This window comes from Serratia sp. CY81684 (genome assembly GCF_052166595.1).
Classification (GTDB): Bacteria; Pseudomonadota; Gammaproteobacteria; order Enterobacterales; family Enterobacteriaceae; genus Serratia; species Serratia nematodiphila.
The window spans coordinates 16,408-35,065 of record NZ_JBJNOO010000003.1 but is presented as its reverse complement, the minus strand read 5'-3'; the positions used below and the strand labels follow the sequence as shown (position 1 = coordinate 35,065).

The window sequence follows — 18,658 nt, the reverse complement described above, 5'->3', positions numbered from 1 at the left end:
TCCGTGAGTGATTGGTTTCGCCGAGTAACCAAATGTACAAAGCCCAGGCGCCGGCAAACACCTGCGTGACGGCGGTTTTTTTCCGTGATCGGCCACGCAAATCTCGACATGGTCTACACTTAAAAGACATGTGTCGAAATGGAGAGCTGAATGTTTAAGAAAGCGGAAAGAACAGAACGCGACATCGATCAGGACGTCACTCTGTTGGCCGATACGCTGGATGAAGTGTTGCGCGAGTCCGGTGACAAGACCAAAGAGGAACTGAAAGAGCTGCACAGCAAGGCGAAAGGCGTGTTGCGCGACGCCCGGGCGCGGTTCAACGGCTCCACCAGTCTGACACAGCATGCGCGCGACGCGGTCGATCAAGCCGACAGCTATCTGCGTGACAAACCTTGGCAGGGCGTAGGGATCGGTGCCGCCGTCGGCATCGTGCTCGGCGTGCTGCTGGCCCGGCGTTAACACCCCTGCAGTCATAAAGATAAAACAGATGTGCGTCTGGCCCGCGGAAATCGCGGGCCGTTTAATTTGCGTGTTTAAACAGCTGCGCTAGCCCCTGCACCGCCCGCTCCGCCTCCTCTCGCCGGCTGAAATTGGCGAACCCCAACAGTAACCCCTGCCCCGCCGGATGGTCGATGCGCCAGTCTGAGAGCGCCTGCACCGCCAGCCCCTGTTGCCACGCCTGCGCCGCCAAGGGCGCATCCGCCATGCCGTCGCACAGCCGGGCCAACAGCTGAATGCCGCCCTGCTGCGGCACCACCGTCAGCCACGCCTCCAGTCGCCGTTCCAGCGCCTGCGTCAGCCACTCGCGCCGCTGGCGGTACAGCGGCCGCATGCGTTTCAGGTGGCGGTAGAAATGCCCTTGGCGGATGAAATCCGCCACGCTTGCCTGCAGCAACGGCGGGCAGCCGCAGCCGCGCAGCCGGCTGCTGCGCACGAATGCCTCCGTCAGACCGGCGGGCACTACCAAATAAGCCATGCGCAGCGCCGGGAACAGCGTTTTGCTGAAGGTGCCGGCGTACAGCACCCGCCCCTGAACGTCGAGGCTTTTCAGCGGCGGCAATGGCCGCCCGTGATAGCGAAACTCGCTGTCGTAGTCATCCTCGAGGATCCAGGCCCCACACTGCTGCGCCCAGTCGAGCAGCGCCATCCGCCGCGCCAGGCTGAGCGAGACGCCGAGCGGGCTCTGATGAGTCGGTGTGACCACCGCCAGCCGCGCCTCGGGCTCCGTCAGAATACCGGCGGCCACGTCCATGCCCTGTTCATCCACCGGCACGGCGACCGGCCTCACGCCGGCGGCCCGCAGCAGCGGGCGCGTGACCGGATAGCCGGGATCTTCAATCCATACCGCGTCACCGGCGTGCAACAGCGTCTCCACCACCCAGTCCAACAGCGCCGGGTAGCCGGCGCAGAGGAAAATCTGCTCCGGCTGGCAGCTGATGCCGCGCGACAAATGCAGATAATGGGCGATCGCCTCACGCAGTTCAAGCAGGCCGCCAGCCGGCGGCAGCGCCAGGGAAGCCACCGTAGAACCGCGCAGCTGGCGGGCGACAATGCGCTGCCACAGCGCACGTGGAAACGCATCCAGCGCCGGCACGCCCAGTTGGAAAGGCTGCAGCATGCCCTGCGGCTGCAGCGGATCGGGCGCCACCGCCGGCAGCGGCGGTGCAGCGGACGCCGCCCCCTGCATGGGCGGCAACTGCGGCGAGACATAGGTGCCTGCCTGCCCCCGGCTCTGCAAAAAACCTTCGGCAATAAGTTGCGCGTAGGCGCTTTCCACCGTGGCGCGCGCCACGCCAAGATCGCTCGCCAACCCGCGTACCGAAGGCAGCCGGCTGCCCGCCGCCAGGTTGCCCTGGGCGATGGCGTCTTTGATTCGCAGATAAATCTGCCGGTACAGCGGTTCGGCGAGCCGGCTGTCCAAACGCAGCGAGGTCAGGAAAGTTGGCATCATGGCCCGGTTAAATAATCATTTTATGGCCCTATAGCATAGACCATAAGGCCGCTAAAGTAGCGGCATGATTTCGTTACTATCGATTGAGGTTGACCATGATTAAGCAACGTTTGAATTACGCCGAGCTGGCGCCCGTCCCGTACAAAAATATGGTGAGCGCGCTGATGGCGCTGGAGAAAGGCGCTCTGGACAAAGCGACCATCGAGTTGATGTTTATGCGCGTTTCGCAGATCAACGGCTGCGCCTACTGCCTGGACATGCACGGCAAAGCGCTGCGCGAAAGCGGCTTCAGCCACGCCAAACTCGATACGCTGGCGGGCTGGCGCGTCAGCCATGAGTTCAGCGAGCGCGAACGCGCCGCGCTGGAATGGGCCGAGTCGGTGACGCTGATCGCCGCCACCGGCGCGCCGGACAGCGCTTTTGAGGCGCTGAAAGCGCACTTCAGCGATACCGAGATCGCCGATCTGACCTTCGCCATCAGCATCATGAACGCCTTCAACCGGCTGGCCGTCAGCATGCGCCAATAATGCGTTCGCCCCCCCCCTCTTCTCTGAGAGGGGGGAATTTCCCACCCGCAAAAAAATTTTCCCCTCGCCTTCCCAGCTCCGACGCGGTCTGCGCACCCAACCCCAAAAAACACCATATATAGCGTGGTTGATAAAACAAATATCAACATATAGTATTTTATAGGTCAGCCGCAGGGAATGTCGTTCGGTTGATAACGCCGTCAGAAACGCCAGGAACGATGCTCCGTTATCTGACTTGTCCGCCTTTCCTTCAGCCTAAAGGTAAATGCGAATCATGAGCATTATTATTTACAGTAAGCCGGACTGTGTCCAGTGCAACGCCACCTATCGCGCATTTGATAAGCAGGGGATTGATTATCAGGTGATCGATCTCACCCAGGATCAGCAGGCGCTGAACCACGTTAAATCATTAGGTTATCAGCAGGTTCCGGTGATTATCGCCGGTGACGATCACTGGTCCGGTTTCCGGCCGGACAAAATCGGCGCGCTGGCGCTCACCTGCTGAGGTTCGACGATGAATCCGCTGGTCTATTTCTCCAGCAGTTCGGAGAACACCCACCGATTCGTTGAGAAACTGGGCCTGCCGGCGATCCGCATTCCGATCGCCGGCGCCCGCAGCAAATTGCTGATGGAACAACCCTATATCTTGATCGTGCCCAGCTATGGCGGCGGCAGCGCCGTCGGCGCGGTGCCGATCCAGGTGATCCGCTTTCTCAACGTTCCGCAAAACCGTTCATACCTGCGCGGCGTCATCGCCGCCGGGAACACCAACTTCGGCGCAGCGTACGGCATCGCCGGCGACATCATCGCCAAAAAATGCCAGGTGCCTTTTTTGTACCGCTTCGAGCTGCTCGGCACCGCGCAAGACGTTGAAAACGTTCGACAGGGAGTAACCGCATTTTGGCAACGACAGAACTGACCAGGCCCGAGACGGGCGCGCTGGATTACCATTCGCTCAACGCGATGCTCAATCTTTACGATGCGGAAGGCCGGATCCAGTTCGACAAGGATCGGCTGGCGGCGCGGCACTACTTCCTGCAGCACGTCAACCAAAACACCGTGTTCTTCCATAACCTGGAGGAAAAGCTGCGCTATCTGGTGGAAGAAGGCTACTACGAGCCGCAGGTGCTGGCGCAATACGAATTCCCGTTTATCAAGCAGCTGTTCCAGCAGGCCTACGCCAAAAAATTCCGCTTCGAGACCTTCCTCGGCGCCTTCAAGTACTACACCAGCTATACGCTCAAAACCTTCGACGGCAAGCGCTATCTGGAACGCTACGAAGATCGGGTGTGCATGGTGGCGATGACGCTGGCGGCGGGCGACACCGCCCTGGCGCAGGATCTGGTGGAGGAGATGATTTCGGGCCGCTTCCAGCCGGCCACGCCGACCTTCCTCAACTGCGGCAAACGCCAGCGCGGTGAGCTGGTCTCCTGCTTCCTGCTGCGCATCGAAGACAATATGGAATCGATCGGCCGGGCGGTGAACTCCGCGCTGCAGCTGTCGAAGCGCGGCGGCGGCGTGGCCTTCCTGCTGAGCAATATTCGCGAGGTGGGCGCGCCGATCAAGCGCATCGAGAACCAGTCTTCCGGCGTCATTCCGATCATGAAAATGCTCGAAGACGCCTTCTCCTACGCTAACCAGCTCGGCGCGCGCCAGGGAGCCGGCGCGGTGTATCTCAACGCCCACCACCCGGACATTCTGCGTTTTCTCGATACCAAGCGGGAAAACGCCGACGAGAAGATCCGTATCAAGACGCTGTCGCTGGGGGTGGTGATCCCGGATATTACCTTTGAGCTGGCGAAGAACAACGAAGAGATGTACCTGTTCTCGCCCTACGACGTCGAGCGGGTGTATGGCATGCCGCTGTCTGAAATCAGCGTCAGTGAAAAATACCGCGAGATGGTGGACGACAAGCGCATCCGCAAGTCGCGCATCAACGCGCGCGAGTTCTTCCAGGTGCTGGCGGAGATCCAGTTCGAATCCGGCTACCCGTATGTGATGTTCGAGGACACGGTCAACCGGGAGAACCCGATCGCCGGGCGCATCAACATGAGCAACCTGTGTTCGGAGATCCTGCAGGTCAACCGCGCCAGTACGTATCATGAAGATCTGAGCTACGATCGCATCGGCAAGGACATCTCCTGCAACCTCGGCTCGCTGAACATCGCCAAAACCATGGACGCGCCAGACTTCGGCAAGGCGATCGAGACCGCGATCCGTGCGCTGACCGCGGTGGCCGACATGAGCGACATCCGCTCGGTGCCGTCGATCGCCGAAGGCAACCGCAGCGCCCGCGCCATCGGTCTCGGCCAGATGAACCTGCACGGTTACCTGGCGCGCGAGCGCATCTTCTACGGCTCGGAAGAAGGCATCGACTTCACCAATCTCTATTTCTATACCGTGGCCTATCACGCCATCCGCGCCTCGAACCGACTGGCGATCGAACGCGGCGGCGCGTTCGACGGCTTTGAGCACTCGCGCTATGCCAGCGGCGAGTACTTCGACAAGTACACCGAACGCGACTGGCTGCCGCAGACCGAGCGGGTGCGCGAGCTGTTCGCCGCCGCCGGTATCGCCATTCCGGGCCGCGACGAGTGGCGCGCGCTGCGCCAGTCGGTGATGATGCACGGGTTGTACAACCAGAACCTGCAGGCGGTGCCGCCGACCGGTTCCATCTCGTACATCAACAACGCCACCTCCAGCATTCATCCGATCGTTTCGCGCATCGAGATCCGCAAGGAAGGCAAGATCGGCCGCGTTTACTACCCGGCGCCTTACATGACCAACGACAACCTGGCGTATTACCAGGATGCCTACGAGATTGGCCCGGAGAAAATCATCGATACCTATGCCGCCGCCACGCAACACGTCGATCAGGGGCTGTCGCTGACGTTGTTCTTCCGCGATACCGCCACCACCCGCGACATCAACCGCGCGCAGATCTACGCCTGGCGCAAAGGCATCAAGACCATTTACTACATCCGCCTGCGCCAGATGGCGCTGGAAGGCACCGAGGTGCAGGGCTGCGTGTCCTGCTCGCTGTGAGGCAACTTATGACGACCGTAACATCGGCGCCGCTGGTGCGCGCCATCAACTGGAACATCATCGAAGACGACAAGGATTTGGAGGTGTGGAACCGCCTGACCTCCAACTTCTGGCTGCCGGAGAAGGTGCCGCTGTCCAACGATATCCCCTCCTGGGCTACGCTGACGCCGAAGGAGCAGCAGCTGACCATTCGGGTGTTCACCGGGCTGACGCTGCTGGACACCATCCAGAACACCGTCGGCGCGCCGGCCCTGATCGCCGATGCGCTGACGCCGCACGAAGAGGCGGTGTACTCCAACATCAGTTTTATGGAGGCGGTGCACGCCCGCTCTTACAGCTCAATCTTCTCCACCCTGTGCCAAACGCCGGACGTGGATGACGCCTATCGCTGGAGCGAGGAAAACCGCGCGCTGCAGAAGAAAGCCGGCATCATTCTGGCGCACTACCGCAGCGACGATCCGCTGCTGAAAAAAGTTGCCAGCGTGTTCCTCGAGTCGTTCCTGTTCTATTCGGGCTTTTACCTGCCGATGTACTGGTCCAGCCGCGCCAAGCTGACCAACACCGCCGATCTGATCCGCCTGATCATTCGCGACGAAGCGGTGCACGGTTACTATATCGGCTATAAGTTCCAGAAAGGGCTGGAGAAAGTGGACGCCGCACGGCGCCAGCAGGTGAAAAACTTTGCCTTCGATCTGCTGCAGGATCTGTACGACAACGAGGTGCGTTACACCGAGGAGCTGTACGACGGCGTCGGCTGGACGGAAGACGTGAAGACCTTCCTGCACTACAACGCCAACAAGGCGCTGATGAACCTCGGGTATGAAGCGCTGTTCCCACCGGCGATGGCGGAGGTCAACCCGGCGATCCTGTCGGCGCTGTCGCCGAACGCCGACGAAAACCACGACTTCTTCTCCGGCTCAGGTTCGTCTTACGTCATCGGCAAGGCGGTCAACACCGAGGATGAGGACTGGGATTTCTGAGGCTGGCTAGCCGTATCAGGAATAAACCTTCACGGGAGTGCGGCGTGTCGTGCTCTCGCGACTATGTGTTTTGCTTGAATTCCGCACGCAGCTCAAGCCGCCGCCAGATGGCGCGTTTTTCCGCGTCGCTGGCGGTCGGCCAGGCGGCGATCTCCGCCCGCGTGCGCCGGCATCCGCGGCACTGCTGGGTTTCGTCGTCGATCCGGCATAGGCTGACACAGGGCGATCTGACGCCAGGATGGGATTGCTGAGTGTGGCCCGCCATACGTTGCCCTTGATGTGATATGTTCCGCCACAGGATACCCGATCCGGCGGCGGCGCGTCGCCAATCAGATGATGCCGCCGTTGGCGCGCAGGGTTTGGCCATTGATCCAGCCGCCGTCGGCCCCGGCGAGAAAAGCCACCGCCGCGGCGATATCGTCCGGCGTACCCAGGCGTTCCAACGGCGCCATCTTCGCCAGCCGCTCGATAAGCTCCGGGGTTTTGCCGTCGAGGAACAAGCCGGTGGCAGTCGGCCCCGGCGCGACGGCGTTCACCGTGATATTGCGGCCGCGCAGCTCTTTCGCCAGCACGCTGGTCAGCGCTTCGATCGCCGCCTTACTGGCGGCATACATGCCGTAACCCGGCTGCAGCAACCCCACCACGCTGGAGGAGAAGTTGATGATGCGGCCATTGTCGCGCAGGCGCTTCGCCGCCTCGCGCATCGCATTGAAGCTGCCTTTCAGGTTGATGTCGAGCAAGCGATCCGCGTCTTCATCCCTCATGTCCGCTATCGGCGCCAGCGCGATCACCCCGGCGTTATTGACCAGCACGTCGACGCCGCCAAACGCCTGTTCGGCGCTGTCGAACAGCCGGGCGACCGCAGACGCATCGCTGACGTCGGCCTTGACGCTCAAGGCGCGGCCGCCGCGCTGTTCTATCTTGCATGCCAGCTCGTCGGCCGGCGCCGGGTTGCCCGAATAGTTGATGACGACGGTAAAGCCGTCGGCGGCCAGACGCTCGGCGATGGCCGCGCCGATGCCGCGGGATGCGCCGGTGACGATGGCGACGGAGTGAGTTTTCTGGTTCATCGGGAGCTCCTTAAAGAAAACGACAGGCATGACGTTAATCATGCACTGTTTATCACGGCGAATCAGCCCCGATTCTCTGGCATCATAATCCCAAATTATCGAACAATGCCGCGGGGCTCTGTTCGATGGCCGCCCAACGGGCGGCCATCTCCGTTACAGCGCGCCGTAATTCAGCGGCACCCAGGTGTAACCGTCGCCCTGGCGGTTCAAATACCCCAACCCCGGGAACGACAGGTGTGCGCCACCCACCAGCTCGCTCTGCCGCGCGCTATCGCCAAATATCCGCAGCCGCTGAGCGACCGCCGCCTTGGCGTCATTATCAAAGCTGATAGCCACCTTCGGATGCGGCATCTGCACCGCCGCCACGTGGATCAGATCCCCCAGCAGCAACAGCTTCTGGCCCTGGCTGGTCACCTGATACACGCTATGCCCCGGCGTATGGCCGTGGGCGGCAAAGGCGGCAATGCCCGGGGAAAGCTCACCGTCGCCGCTGAACGGCTTAAAGTGGCCGGCCGCCTGATACGGCTTGATCACTGCCTGAGCCCTTTCGAAGTTGCTTTTACTGCCCGCGCTGGCCTGTTTCAGTTTGTCCGCGCTTAGCCAGAAGTCCGCGTCCTGGCTGGCGGCGCGCACCACCGCATTGGGGAATACCGCCTTGCCGTCGTGCGTCAGGCCGCCGAGGTGATCCGGGTGCATGTGGGTCAGGTAGATCTCATCCACCTGCTCCGGCTGGTAGCCCGCCGCACGCAGGTTATCCACCAGCTTGCCCAGGCCGTCGCCCAGCAGTTGGCCGGCGCCGCTGTCGATCATCACCAGCTTGTCGCCGGTATTGATCAGATAAGCATTGACCGAGGTGACCACCGGCAGGCTTTGATGCCGCTCGGCCAACCCGGCGGCGATCTGCTGCGGCGTGCTGTTCAGCAACAGCTTGTCCGCCGGCAGCCGAATGATGCCATCGGACAACGCGGTCACTTCAAAACTGCCCAGCATGATGCGGTAGAATCCCGGCGTCGGGGTTTTGGCCTGCGGCGCGGCGGCCCCGGCCTGTAATGACATAACGGCCAGCGCCGCGCCCAGCAGACAACGTTTCCAGAACATGATGACTCCTTGCGAGAATTGAACAACGCTAAGTATTGACGCAAAAAGCCCGATGCGCCTGTTTAATAAATGCCTTTGATAAATATATAAATAATATATTTATTGTGAATAATTTTGTTTGCCGACTCACACAACCCCAATCCATATTTTCTCGTTCGCCACTTGGTTATTTTCCTTACTCCCTAAACCAAGAGTGAGGAAATATCATGAGCTATCAATTCGAAAACCTGGTCTTTGAAGGCGGCGGCGTAAAAGGCATCGCCTATGGCGGCGCGCTGGAACTGCTGGAAGCCAAAGGCATCATGCCGCAGATCAAGCAAACCTCCGGCGCCTCGGCGGGCGCCATCGCCGCGCTGCTGGTCGGCCTGGGCTGCAGCTCGGCAGACGTAACCAAAATTCTGTCGGCGATGGATTTTAAAAAATTCCTCGATTATAACGGCGGCTTTTTCGGCACGATCCAGGACGCCTATCGCCTGTTTAATCAATACGGCATCGCGCCCGGCGATTATTTCTATCAATGGTCGCGCGATATTATCAAGCAATATACCGGCAACCCGGATATTACCTTCGAGCAGTTCGAAGCGATGAAGGCGGCGAAAGGGTTCAAGTCGATTTACTTTATCGGCGCCAACCTCAACAGCGGTCAGCGCGAGGTCTATTCTCACCGCACCACGCCGCGCATGAAAGTGGCGGACGGCCTGCGCATTTCGATGTCGTTCCCGTTCGCCTTCGTGGCGAAGAAAAATGCCCTGGGCGACCTGTGCATCGACGGCGGCATGATCGACAACTATCCGGTGCGGCTGTTCGACTATGACTTCTCCGCCACGCCGCCTTACATCGACAGCACCAGCCAGCGCATCAACACCCGCACGCTGGGCATTCGCCTGGATTCCGCCAGCGAAATCGCCCAGGCCGCCGGCCAGGCCGGCCCGCGCACGCCGGTCAACAACCTGTTTGATTTCACCCTGGCGGTGGCCAACGTGATGCTGGACATCCAAACCAAGGTGCATCTGGACAGCGATGACTGGAAACGCACCGTGTATGTCGACACGCTCGACGTCGGCACGCTGGAGTTCGGCATCAGCGAGGAGAAAAAACGCGCGCTGATCGAATCCGGCCGTCGCGGCGTAGAGCGCTACTTCGCCTGGTATGACGCCGCCATGAAACAGGCGGCGTAACCGGTGTTTTCCCGCCTGCGCGGCCGGCCGGCGCGCGGGCAAAAAAAATCCCCGCGGGGGCGGGGAAAGGCAAAGTAACGCTAAGGATTTATAGGAGTTATACGAAGAACTTGGCCAACACCAGCAGCGACAGCGAGACGTTGATAGCGCCGCCGATACGGGTTGCGATCTGGGCGAACGGCATCAGCGACATGCGGTTGCCGGCGGTGAGGATCGCGACGTCGCCGGTGCCGCCCTGCCCACTCTGGCAGCAGGAGACGATCGCCACGTCGATAGGGTGCATGCCGATTTTCTTGCCGACGAAGAAACCGGTCGCCACCAGCGCGCTGACGGTGGTGACGATCACGATCAGGTTCTGTACGGTAAACGCGTCCACCAGCTCCTGCCACGGCGTGATGGCTACCCCGACCGCGAACAGGATCGGATAAGTCACGGCGGTGCGGAAGAATTTGTACACCACCTGCGAGCCTTCCTGAATGCGCGGCGACACCCCGTGCGCCAGTTTCACCGCCACGGCGGCGAACAGCATGCCCACCGGCGCCGGCAGGCCGATCAGACGGTGCAGCAGCATGCCCACCATATACAGCAGAATGGCCAGCAGCGCGCCGCAGGCGATGGTGCTGACGTCCACCTTGCCACTGATTTTTTCCACCGCGTTCATGTTGCTGTCGCCCTGCTTACTCGGCATCAGGCTGCCTTCGCCGGTCAGGTGCGGATAACGCTTGCCCAGTTGGTTGAGCAGACCGGCGATGACGATGGCGGTCAGGCTGCCGAGCATCACGATCGGCAGAATGCGCCCCAGCGCCACGCCCTGCTCCATGTGCAGGATCGCCGCGTAGCCCATCGATAGCGGGATCGCCCCTTCACCCACGCCGCCAGCCATGATCGGCAGGATCAGGAAGAAGAAGATCTGGAACGGCTCCAGGCCCAGCGCCATGCCGACGCCCATCCCCACCAGCATGCCGACGATCTCGCCGCACAGCATCGGAATGAAGATGCGCAGGAAACCCTGGATCAGCACCTGGCGGTTCATGCTCATGATGCTGCCGACGATGATGCAGCAGATGTAGAGATAAAGAATGTTGGTCGATTTGTAGAACTTGGTGGTCGATTCCACCACCACGTCCGGCAACAGGCCATAGTGCACCAGCGCGGAAGGAATAAAGGTGGCGCAGATCGCCGCCGCGCCCATTTTGCCGATCAACGGCAGGCGTTTGCCGAATTCGCCACAGGCGAAACCGAAGAACGCCAGGGTGGCCACCATCACCACGATATCGCTCGGCAATTTGCCTTCCAGGCAGTCGAGCAGAATCAATACGCCGGCCAGAATAAAGAACGGTAACGGAATAATCCCTACTTTATAATTGTCCAGTATCCGCCACCATTTCTCACGCAGAGGAATATCGGCGGTCTTGTCTTTGGCTACGAGGTAAGAATCATCTGTTGTGCTCATAATCTGGCCTCTTATTAGTTTGTTCAGCCATCATAGAGAAGCGCACGGATTATCTGCTGTGATTATGTTCAAAGTTAAAAAGGGTTTTTAATGGTGGTTATGGTTTCTATGGGGTTAATTAAGATTATGTAAAAACCGACGTGGTTTTAATGGTGTTAATACCGTTTTTATTTTAAAGCTTATCAATTTTATCGCAGGCGAACAATTCTCGTCCGGTTCACTCTAATCCCGTGTGAAGGATCACAAGTTGATCGGGCGCAATATTACAGACCCCGCTTCTCGTGATAGGGTAAGGCTTCAGGATCTCTTTACGGTGAAGCTCCGCCATGCGCCTCAAACTCTCATTTCAAATCAAGCTGTTTCTGTGCCTGGTGGCCTTCTCCTGCCTGCTGCTGACCTGTATCGGCGCCTACACCTATTACCAGTTGGATGCGCAGCTGCACCGCGATCTCGGCGCCCGCGCCCAGGTGCAGGCGCGGGAAATCGCCCTCATTCCTTCGCTGGTGGACGCAGTGGAAAAACACGACGCCGCCAGAATTGCCGCGCTGATGAAAAAAATCCGCGCCAGCAGCGACGCCAGTTATATCGTCATCGGCGATAGTCATGCCCGCCACCTTTATCATTCTGAATACGAAGGCCGCCTGGGTACGCCGATGATCGGCGGCGATAATAAAGAGGTGCTGGAAGGAAAAAGCATTATTTCCATTCGCAAGGGCGGCATTGGCGTTTCATTGCGCAGCAAGGCGCCGATCCTGGATGAAAATAATCACGTGATCGGCATCGTTTCCGTCGGCTATTTGAAATCGCACATAGATAATTTAAATGCCAGGACGTTGACGCAAATTATCGGCTCCATCGTCCTGCTGCTGATCGCCCTGTTCGTCTTTTCCTGGCTGCTGTCGAAAAACCTCAAGCGCCAGATGTTCTGGCTGGAACCGAAAGAGATCGCGCTGCTGGTGCGTCAGCAAAAAGCGCTGCTGGAAGCCATTTATGAGGGCGTGATCGCCATCGATCCGCAATTACGGATCATCACCATCAACCATGCGGCGCGCGAGCTATTGGATCTGCACCAGCCCGCCGCCAGCTTGCTGGGCCGGCCGATCGGCGAGGTGATCCAGGCGCAGCCTGACTTCTTCGCCGCCGCGCAACTGGGCCAGGATACGCACGACGAGGTGTGCCGCTTCAACCACGTGCGGGTGATCGCCAGCCGGGTGCGCATCATGCAGGAGCAGGAGCTGCAAGGCTGGGTGATCAGCTTCCGCGACAAAAACGACATCAATACCCTGAGCAGCCAGCTCAGCCAGGTGAAACGCTATGCCGACAACCTGCGCATCATGCGCCACGAGCAGCTGAACTGGACCGCCACGTTGGCCGGGCTGTTGCATATGCAGCGCTACGACGAGGCCATTCGCTATGTGGAAGCCCAATCCGAGGGCGCACAGGAGATCCTCGATTTTATCTCGCAGCGCTTCAGTTCGGCGGCGCTGTGCGGCCTGCTGCTGGGCAAATATTCCAGCGCCAGAGAAAAAGGCATCGAGCTGCGCTTCGATCCGGCCTGCCAACTGCGGCAGATCCCGGCGGCGCTGAATGAGACCGAACTGATGTCGATCGTCGGCAACCTGCTGGATAATGCGGTGGAGGCGACGCTGCACTGCCCGGCGCCGCACGACGCGATCGAACTCTATATCAGCGATGGCAGCGACGAGCTGGTGATCGAGGTGGCGGATCGCGGCACCGGCATCGCCGAGGAGATTCGTGATACGCTATTTGAACAGGGCGTCACCACCAAAGCGGATAAAAGCGACCACGGCATTGGCCTGCATCTGGTCGCCAGCCATGTGGCGCAGGCGCACGGCAGCATAGAAGTGTCGGACAACGAGCCGCACGGCGCGATATTCTCTATATTTATCCCTAAATAAAACCCATAACCCGATTTTTTGAGCACCCGATTATGTCACACCTAGCACTGGACGTTCTGATCGTGGAAGACGAGCCGCAACTGGCGACGCTGCACGCGGAGTTCATCGAGAAAAATTTCAACCTGCGGGTGGTGGCTTACGCCGCCACGCTGGCCGAAGCGCGGGCCAAAGCCAACGAGCATCAGCCGAGGCTAATCCTGCTGGATAACTTCCTGCCGGACGGCCAGGGCATCGAGTTGATGGAAGAACCGGCGGTAAAAAACCCCGCCTGTTCGGTGATCTTCATCACCGCCGCCAGCGACATGCATACCTGCAGCCAGGCGATCCGCAACGGCGCCTTCGATTACATCATCAAACCGGTGTCCTACAAGCGGCTGCGCAATTCGCTCGAACGCTTCATGCAGTTCGTGCAGACCCAGCGCACCTTCAAGATCATCGATCAGGACAACGTCGATGCGCTGTATAACCTGCAGTCGAAGCAGTTCTCTAGCGAGCCGAGTGCCAAAGGCATCGAAACCAACACGCTGGAGCTGGTGCAGGCGCTGTTTATCGCCCAGCCGGCGGTGGCGCATGCGGTGGAAGACGTGGTTGAGCAAGTCGGCATCAGCAAAACCACCGCCCGCCGGTATCTGGAATATTGCGTCGCCACCCAGTTCGTGCGGGTGGAGATGCTGTACGGCAATATCGGCCATCCGCGGCGGCTGTATCGCAAGGCCTGAGGCTGCCATCTGGCTGTCATACTAAGGCGATAACATGACGCTCGACGATATCCCCCTCGATATCGGCACCTGTCGTTAAAACTGATGAAATACTGATGACTTTTGCCCGGCCTCTGGTCGGGTTTTTTATTATCCGAACGGCAGGCGCGGCGCCAAAATATCTCTCTGCGCCACACCGTATTATTTTCCCAAAAACCAAACCATTATGCCGAATAATGGCCGTCAATTTTGAGTCACGGGCCAAATTACCATAACTAATTAAAACCTTGATGTAAACCACTAATATCCCATTTAAATGACATTGAGGGTTGTCTCAGATATTCACTGTGTTAGGGTAAAAAGCTCTTTTATTTTGCTAAGGACAGCCCATAACGCGTTAATTAAACCAGAGGAAACAGCAAATTGCATGGCAATTAAACTCGAAGTAAAGAACCTGTATAAGATATTTGGCGAACACCCGGAACGCGCATTCAAACTGCTGGATAAAGGTCTGACAAAAGATCGGCTGTTTGAAAAAACCGGCTTATCGCTCGGTGTAAAAGACGCCACTCTGGCCATTGAAGAAGGCGAGATATTTGTCATCATGGGGCTCTCCGGTTCCGGCAAGTCCACCCTGGTACGCCTTCTCAATCGTCTGATAGAACCCACCCGCGGTCAGGTGCTGATCGACGGTGAGGACATCGCCAAAATATCCGACACCGCGCTGCGCACCGTGCGGCGAAATAAGATCAGCATGGTATTCCAGTCATTCGCGCTAATGCCGCACATGAATGTCCTGAATAACACCGCTTTCGGTATGGAATTAGCCGGCATACCGCTGCAGGAGCGCCAGGAAAAAGCGCTGGATGCCCTGCGTCAGGTCGGGCTGGAGAATTATGCGCTGTCTTATCCGGATGAATTATCCGGCGGTATGCGCCAGCGCGTGGGATTAGCCCGCGCCCTGGCCAATAACCCGGATATATTATTGATGGACGAAGCCTTCTCGGCGCTCGATCCGTTAATTCGTACCGAAATGCAGGATGAGCTGGTGAAATTACAGGCTCAGCATCAGCGCACCATCGTGTTTATTTCCCACGATCTGGACGAAGCGATGCGCATTGGCGATCGCATCGCCATCATGCAGGGCGGTGAGGTGATCCAGGTCGGCACGCCGGACGAGATCCTGAACAACCCGGCCAACGACTATGTGCGCACCTTCTTCCGCGGCGTGGACATCAGTCATGTATTCAGCGCCAAGGATATCGCCCAACGGCGCCCGGTGACGCTGATCCGCAAAACCCCCGGTTTTGGCCCCCGCTCGGCGCTGCAGCTGCTGCGCGATGAGGACCGTGATTATGGTTATGTTGTTGAACGCGGGAAGAAATTTATCGGCGTGGTGTCGATAGAGTCGTTGAAAAAGGCGCTGTCCGCCAATCAAACGCTGGACGATGCCCTGCTCGAGGCCCCCGCCGCCGTGCCGGCCGACACGCCGCTCAGCGATCTGATTTCCCTGGTCGCCCAGGCGCCGTGCGCGGTGCCGGTGGTGGGCGAAGAACATAACTATCTCGGCATCATCTCCAAGGCCATGCTGCTGCAGGCGTTGGACAAGGAGGGCTCAACCAATGAGTGATACCACGCAAACCCAAGATCCCTGGGCTACCGCACCGGCCGATACCGGCGCCGCACCTGCCAGCGATGCCGCCGCCAACGCCGGTGACGCCTGGTCCAGCGCGCCGCCGCCGGCCGCACATGACGCCGCCGGGCAAAGCGCCGATTGGCTCAGCGGCGCCCCGGCGCAGCCGGAGCACTTCAGCCTGCTCGATCCGTTCCACAAAGCCTGGGTGCCGTTCGACACCTGGGTTACGCAAGGCATCGACTGGCTGGTGCTGCACTTCCGCCCTCTGTTCCAGGGCATCCGCGTGCCGGTGGACATGATCCTGAGCGGCTTCCAACAACTGCTGCTGGGCATGCCGGCGCCGATCGCCATTCTGGTGTTCTCGCTGCTCGCCTGGCAGGTCTCGGGCCTCGGCATGGGCGCCGCGACGCTGCTCTCCCTGATCGCCATCGGCGCCATCGGCGCCTGGTCGCAGGCGATGGTCACGCTGGCGCTGGTGCTGACCGCGCTGTTCTTCTGCATCCTTATCGGCCTGCCGCTCGGCATCTGGCTGGCGCGCAGCAAGCATGCCGCCAAGGTGATTAGGCCGCTGCTCGACGCCATGCAAACCACTCCGGCCTTCGTCTATCTGGTGCCGATCGTCATGCTGTTCGGCATCGGTAACGTGCCGGGCGTGGTAGTGACCATCATCTTCGCACTGCCGCCGATCGTGCGTCTGACCATTCTCGGCATCAAGCAGGTGCCGGAGGATCTGATCGAGGCCGCCGAATCCTTTGGCGCCAGCCCGCGCCAGCTGCTGTTCAAGGTGCAGCTGCCGCTGGCGATGCCGACCATCATGGCCGGCGTTAACCAGACGCTGATGTTGGCGCTGTCGATGGTGGTCATCGCCTCGATGATCGCCGTCGGCGGCCTGGGACAGATGGTGCTGCGCGGCATCGGTCGGCTGGACATGGGCCTGGCCGCCGTCGGCGGGGTCGGCATCGTGATCCTGGCGATCATTCTCGATCGCCTCACCCAATCGCTGGGGCGCGATCGCCGCAGTAAAGGCATCGGCCGCTGGTATCGCCGCGGCCCCATCGGGTTACTGACTCGCCCGTTCATCAAGCAAGCCTGACGCTTTTCCCGCCGGCGGCTGCGGCCCCGGCGGGCTATGACACCACCACATCGAAAGAGGGGAAACACTATGCGCACCACGGGCATCTGGGCTCTCGCCCTGACGACGCTGATTGGCTCACAGAGCGTGAGCGCAGCAGATTTACCCGGCAAGGGGATCGCGGTACAGCCGGTGCAAAGCACCATTTCCGAAGAGACTTTCCAGACGTTGCTGGTCAGCAAGGCGCTGGAAAAATTGGGTTACGACGTGAAAGAACCGCGTGAAGTGGATTACAACGTGGCCTACACCTCGATCGCCTCCGGTGACGCGACCTTTATCGCGGTCAACTGGGATCCGCTGCACGCCGATCAGTACAAGGCCGCCGGCGGCGACGCCAAGTTCTACCGCGAAGGCGTCTACGTCAACGGCGCCGCGCAGGGCTACCTGATCGACAAGAAAACCGCCGAGCAATACCACATCACCAACGTCGAGCAGCTCAAGGATCCCAAGATCGCCAAGCTGTTCGACACCAACGGCGACGGCAAGGCCGATCTGACCGGCTGCACCCCGGGTTGGGGCTGCGAAGCGGTGATCAACCACCACATCAAGGCCTATGGCCTGAGCAACACCGTCGAGCACAATCAGGGCAACTACGCGGCGATGATCGCCGACACCATCACCCGCTACAAAGAGGGCAAACCGGTGCTGTATTACACCTGGACGCCGTACTGGGTCAGCGATGTGATGGTGCCGGGCCGCGACGTGGTCTGGCTGCAGGTGCCGTTTTCCTCCCTGCCGGGCGAGCAGAAAAACGTCGACACCAAACTGCCTAACGGCGCCAACTACGGCTTCCCGGTCAACACCATGCGCATCGCCGCTAACAAACAGTGGGCCGAAGCCAATCCGGCGGCCGCCAAGCTGTTCGCCATCATGAAGCTGCCGATCGCCGACATCAACGCGCAAAACCTGCGCATGCATGAAGGCCAGGCTTCGGAAGCCGATATCCAGAACCACGTCAACGGTTGGATCAAGGCGCACCAGGCCACCTTCGACGGCTGGGTGAAAACCGCCGCCGCAGCGGCGAAGCCGTAACCGTTCAGGGGCGCCGCCTTTGCCGCGCCCCTACCCCGCCATATCGATGCCGCTGAACTGTAAAAAACGTGCGGCGGCGTTCGACAAGGGCTGCGGCCAAATGCAATACACCTGGCGCCGCGGCCCGTCTTCAATCGGAATCGACACCAACGCGCTTAAGCGTTGCGCGGTCGAGACAGGTACGATACCCGCCGCCAACCCGCGCCGCACCAGATTCTCCAGCCATTCGATATGATCGATCTCAAAACTGACGTGCCGGCGGATGCCCGCCGCCAGGAAGGCGCGATCGGTTTGGCGCCGCGCGCCGGTGCCGCTGTAGAAATCCACCAGCGGCACTTCCGCCAGCGCTTGCAGGTTGACCCGCTCACGGTTGGCCAGCGGGTGCTGCGGCGCCACCAGCGCCACCAGCGGCTCATCGGTCAACTGCCGGTGCGACATCGGCAGTAAATCGACATCGCCGGGCCAGATGCCGACGAACGCCATATCACACTTCTGCTGACGCACGTCCTCCAACAGGGCTTCGCTCATGCCAACGTAAAGGCGGATGTTCACCGCCGGATAGTGGCGATGAAACTTGTCGAGCTTTTCGGTCAGATCAATCGCGTTTATGGTTGAAATCGTGCCGATGGTCAGGGTGCCGGACACCGCATCGCCGGCGGCGGTCACCTCTTCCACCAGCGCCTGCTGCGCCGCCAACAGCCGCTGCGCCGACGGAATGAAAGCCTGGCCGGAGGGGGTCAACCGCACCCGGCGCGAGGTGCGTTCAAACAGCGTACAGCCCAGCTCTTCTTCCAGTTTGGCGATCTGGTGGCTGAGCGCCGACTGCACCGTATGGCAGCGCTGCGCCGCCCGGGTGAAACTCTGTTCTTCCGCCACCGCCAGCGCATAGCGGATCTGTTTCAGGTTCATGGCATCTATCTTGAAATGAGATAAATCAAA

General features: G+C 59.9%; 19 protein-coding genes. 12 read left to right on the top strand and 7 right to left on the bottom strand.

From position 1 onward, the window contains the following. Positions 1 to 150: 150 nt before the first annotated feature. Positions 151 to 459 carry a DUF883 family protein gene (locus ACJ8QF_RS07990; RefSeq protein ID WP_442537433.1) on the top strand — a complete coding sequence of 103 codons (309 nt, stop codon included), beginning with the start codon at positions 151 to 153 and terminating at the stop codon, positions 457 to 459. Between the two features lie 61 nt (positions 460 to 520). On the opposite strand, the gene pdxR is transcribed toward ACJ8QF_RS07990, so the two are convergent. Further along, on the bottom strand, positions 521 to 1,951 hold the full coding sequence (gene pdxR, locus ACJ8QF_RS07985; protein WP_442537432.1) for a MocR-like pyridoxine biosynthesis transcription factor PdxR: 1,431 nt from the start codon (positions 1,949 to 1,951) through the stop codon (positions 521 to 523). Between the two features lie 95 nt (positions 1,952 to 2,046). Between pdxR and ACJ8QF_RS07980 the strand changes: the two genes are divergently transcribed. The 5 genes from ACJ8QF_RS07980 to nrdF all read left to right on the top strand — a co-directional run bounded on the left by ACJ8QF_RS07980 (position 2,047) and on the right by nrdF (position 6,503). After that, positions 2,047 to 2,478 carry a carboxymuconolactone decarboxylase family protein gene (locus ACJ8QF_RS07980; protein ID WP_442537431.1) on the top strand — a complete coding sequence of 144 codons (432 nt, stop codon included), beginning with the start codon at positions 2,047 to 2,049 and terminating at the stop codon, positions 2,476 to 2,478. Between the two features lie 274 nt (positions 2,479 to 2,752). Further along, the gene (gene nrdH / locus ACJ8QF_RS07975) at positions 2,753 to 2,983 is read left to right on the top strand and encodes a glutaredoxin-like protein NrdH (protein WP_004928934.1); all 231 of its coding nucleotides are present in this window, start codon (positions 2,753 to 2,755) and stop codon (positions 2,981 to 2,983) included. A 9-nt stretch (positions 2,984 to 2,992) separates the two neighbouring features. After that, positions 2,993 to 3,397 (top strand): class Ib ribonucleoside-diphosphate reductase assembly flavoprotein NrdI, encoded by a 405-nt coding sequence (nrdI, locus tag ACJ8QF_RS07970; RefSeq protein ID WP_015378865.1) that lies wholly within the window; start codon positions 2,993 to 2,995, stop codon positions 3,395 to 3,397. Continuing rightward, positions 3,379 to 5,523 carry a class 1b ribonucleoside-diphosphate reductase subunit alpha gene (gene nrdE, locus ACJ8QF_RS07965; RefSeq protein ID WP_076606802.1) on the top strand — a complete coding sequence of 715 codons (2,145 nt, stop codon included), beginning with the start codon at positions 3,379 to 3,381 and terminating at the stop codon, positions 5,521 to 5,523. Before nrdI ends, nrdE begins: the two co-directional genes overlap by 19 nt. Positions 5,524 to 5,531: 8 nt before the next feature. Then, entirely contained in the window at positions 5,532 to 6,503 is a 972-nt protein-coding gene (gene nrdF / locus ACJ8QF_RS07960) for a class 1b ribonucleoside-diphosphate reductase subunit beta (protein WP_004928917.1), read from the top strand. 61 nt (positions 6,504 to 6,564) lie between these two features. Here the strand turns inward: nrdF and ACJ8QF_RS07955 are convergent, their stop codons facing one another. The 3 genes from ACJ8QF_RS07955 to ACJ8QF_RS07945 form a co-directional block, all read right to left on the bottom strand. Next, positions 6,565 to 6,768, bottom strand: a complete 204-nt coding sequence (locus ACJ8QF_RS07955; RefSeq protein WP_015378867.1) for a DUF1289 domain-containing protein — start codon at positions 6,766 to 6,768, stop codon at positions 6,565 to 6,567. Between the two features lie 64 nt (positions 6,769 to 6,832). Then, positions 6,833 to 7,573: an SDR family oxidoreductase gene (locus tag ACJ8QF_RS07950; protein WP_021504980.1), complete on the bottom strand. Its 741-nt coding sequence runs from the start codon at positions 7,571 to 7,573 to the stop codon at positions 6,833 to 6,835. A 153-nt stretch (positions 7,574 to 7,726) separates the two neighbouring features. Further along, a complete protein-coding gene (locus ACJ8QF_RS07945; RefSeq protein WP_442537430.1) occupies positions 7,727 to 8,671 on the bottom strand; it encodes an MBL fold metallo-hydrolase in 945 nt (314 codons plus the stop codon). A gap of 206 nt (positions 8,672 to 8,877) precedes the next feature. Between ACJ8QF_RS07945 and ACJ8QF_RS07940 the strand changes: the two genes are divergently transcribed. Next, on the top strand, positions 8,878 to 9,849 hold the full coding sequence (locus tag ACJ8QF_RS07940; protein WP_004928911.1) for a patatin-like phospholipase family protein: 972 nt from the start codon (positions 8,878 to 8,880) through the stop codon (positions 9,847 to 9,849). Between the two features lie 97 nt (positions 9,850 to 9,946). Here the strand turns inward: ACJ8QF_RS07940 and ACJ8QF_RS07935 are convergent, their stop codons facing one another. After that, positions 9,947 to 11,302, bottom strand: a complete 1,356-nt coding sequence (locus ACJ8QF_RS07935; RefSeq protein ID WP_004928909.1) for a 2-hydroxycarboxylate transporter family protein — start codon at positions 11,300 to 11,302, stop codon at positions 9,947 to 9,949. A gap of 326 nt (positions 11,303 to 11,628) precedes the next feature. On the opposite strand from ACJ8QF_RS07935, the gene ACJ8QF_RS07930 reads away from it, so the two are divergent. Continuing rightward, entirely contained in the window at positions 11,629 to 13,221 is a 1,593-nt protein-coding gene (locus ACJ8QF_RS07930) for an ATP-binding protein (RefSeq protein WP_261126212.1), read from the top strand. A gap of 32 nt (positions 13,222 to 13,253) precedes the next feature. Next, positions 13,254 to 13,940 (top strand): response regulator, encoded by a 687-nt coding sequence (locus ACJ8QF_RS07925; RefSeq protein WP_004928904.1) that lies wholly within the window; start codon positions 13,254 to 13,256, stop codon positions 13,938 to 13,940. A gap of 16 nt (positions 13,941 to 13,956) precedes the next feature. Here the strand turns inward: ACJ8QF_RS07925 and ACJ8QF_RS07920 are convergent, their stop codons facing one another. Further along, positions 13,957 to 14,220, bottom strand: coding sequence for a hypothetical protein (locus tag ACJ8QF_RS07920; protein WP_126186591.1), 264 nt, complete (start codon positions 14,218 to 14,220; stop codon positions 13,957 to 13,959). A 126-nt stretch (positions 14,221 to 14,346) separates the two neighbouring features. Between ACJ8QF_RS07920 and proV the strand changes: the two genes are divergently transcribed. From proV to proX, 3 genes are all read left to right on the top strand, one after another. Further along, positions 14,347 to 15,549 (top strand): glycine betaine/L-proline ABC transporter ATP-binding protein ProV, encoded by a 1,203-nt coding sequence (gene proV, locus ACJ8QF_RS07915; RefSeq protein WP_004928900.1) that lies wholly within the window; start codon positions 14,347 to 14,349, stop codon positions 15,547 to 15,549. Beyond that, complete coding sequence (proW, locus tag ACJ8QF_RS07910) at positions 15,542 to 16,648, top strand: glycine betaine/L-proline ABC transporter permease ProW (RefSeq protein ID WP_004928897.1); 1,107 nt, start codon at positions 15,542 to 15,544, stop codon at positions 16,646 to 16,648. Before proV ends, proW begins: the two co-directional genes overlap by 8 nt. Positions 16,649 to 16,717: 69 nt before the next feature. Beyond that, complete coding sequence (gene proX / locus ACJ8QF_RS07905; protein WP_044030618.1) at positions 16,718 to 17,719, top strand: glycine betaine/L-proline ABC transporter substrate-binding protein ProX; 1,002 nt, start codon at positions 16,718 to 16,720, stop codon at positions 17,717 to 17,719. 30 nt (positions 17,720 to 17,749) lie between these two features. Here the strand turns inward: proX and ACJ8QF_RS07900 are convergent, their stop codons facing one another. Beyond that, positions 17,750 to 18,628: a LysR family transcriptional regulator gene (locus ACJ8QF_RS07900; protein ID WP_442537429.1), complete on the bottom strand. Its 879-nt coding sequence runs from the start codon at positions 18,626 to 18,628 to the stop codon at positions 17,750 to 17,752. Positions 18,629 to 18,658: the final 30 nt, after the last annotated feature.

What these genes read in the sequence shown, in the direction of transcription:
- ACJ8QF_RS07990 (WP_442537433.1), top strand. Translation starts at nt 151, where the DNA reads ATGTTTAAGAAAGCGGAAAGAACAGAACGCGACATCGATCAGGACGTC.
- pdxR (WP_442537432.1), bottom strand. Translation starts at nt 1,951, where the DNA reads ATGATGCCAACTTTCCTGACCTCGCTGCGTTTGGACAGCCGGCTCGCC.
- nrdH (WP_004928934.1), top strand. Translation starts at nt 2,753, where the DNA reads ATGAGCATTATTATTTACAGTAAGCCGGACTGTGTCCAGTGCAACGCC.
- proX (WP_044030618.1), top strand. Translation starts at nt 16,718, where the DNA reads ATGCGCACCACGGGCATCTGGGCTCTCGCCCTGACGACGCTGATTGGC.
- ACJ8QF_RS07900 (WP_442537429.1), bottom strand. Translation starts at nt 18,628, where the DNA reads ATGAACCTGAAACAGATCCGCTATGCGCTGGCGGTGGCGGAAGAACAG.
- ACJ8QF_RS07935 (WP_004928909.1), bottom strand. Translation starts at nt 11,302, where the DNA reads ATGAGCACAACAGATGATTCTTACCTCGTAGCCAAAGACAAGACCGCC.
- proV (WP_004928900.1), top strand. Translation starts at nt 14,347, where the DNA reads ATGGCAATTAAACTCGAAGTAAAGAACCTGTATAAGATATTTGGCGAA.
- proW (WP_004928897.1), top strand. Translation starts at nt 15,542, where the DNA reads ATGAGTGATACCACGCAAACCCAAGATCCCTGGGCTACCGCACCGGCC.
- ACJ8QF_RS07980 (WP_442537431.1), top strand. Translation starts at nt 2,047, where the DNA reads ATGATTAAGCAACGTTTGAATTACGCCGAGCTGGCGCCCGTCCCGTAC.
- ACJ8QF_RS07925 (WP_004928904.1), top strand. Translation starts at nt 13,254, where the DNA reads ATGTCACACCTAGCACTGGACGTTCTGATCGTGGAAGACGAGCCGCAA.
- ACJ8QF_RS07945 (WP_442537430.1), bottom strand. Translation starts at nt 8,671, where the DNA reads ATGTTCTGGAAACGTTGTCTGCTGGGCGCGGCGCTGGCCGTTATGTCA.
- nrdI (WP_015378865.1), top strand. Translation starts at nt 2,993, where the DNA reads ATGAATCCGCTGGTCTATTTCTCCAGCAGTTCGGAGAACACCCACCGA.
- ACJ8QF_RS07930 (WP_261126212.1), top strand. Translation starts at nt 11,629, where the DNA reads ATGCGCCTCAAACTCTCATTTCAAATCAAGCTGTTTCTGTGCCTGGTG.
- ACJ8QF_RS07955 (WP_015378867.1), bottom strand. Translation starts at nt 6,768, where the DNA reads ATGGCGGGCCACACTCAGCAATCCCATCCTGGCGTCAGATCGCCCTGT.
- ACJ8QF_RS07940 (WP_004928911.1), top strand. Translation starts at nt 8,878, where the DNA reads ATGAGCTATCAATTCGAAAACCTGGTCTTTGAAGGCGGCGGCGTAAAA.
- nrdF (WP_004928917.1), top strand. Translation starts at nt 5,532, where the DNA reads ATGACGACCGTAACATCGGCGCCGCTGGTGCGCGCCATCAACTGGAAC.
- ACJ8QF_RS07950 (WP_021504980.1), bottom strand. Translation starts at nt 7,573, where the DNA reads ATGAACCAGAAAACTCACTCCGTCGCCATCGTCACCGGCGCATCCCGC.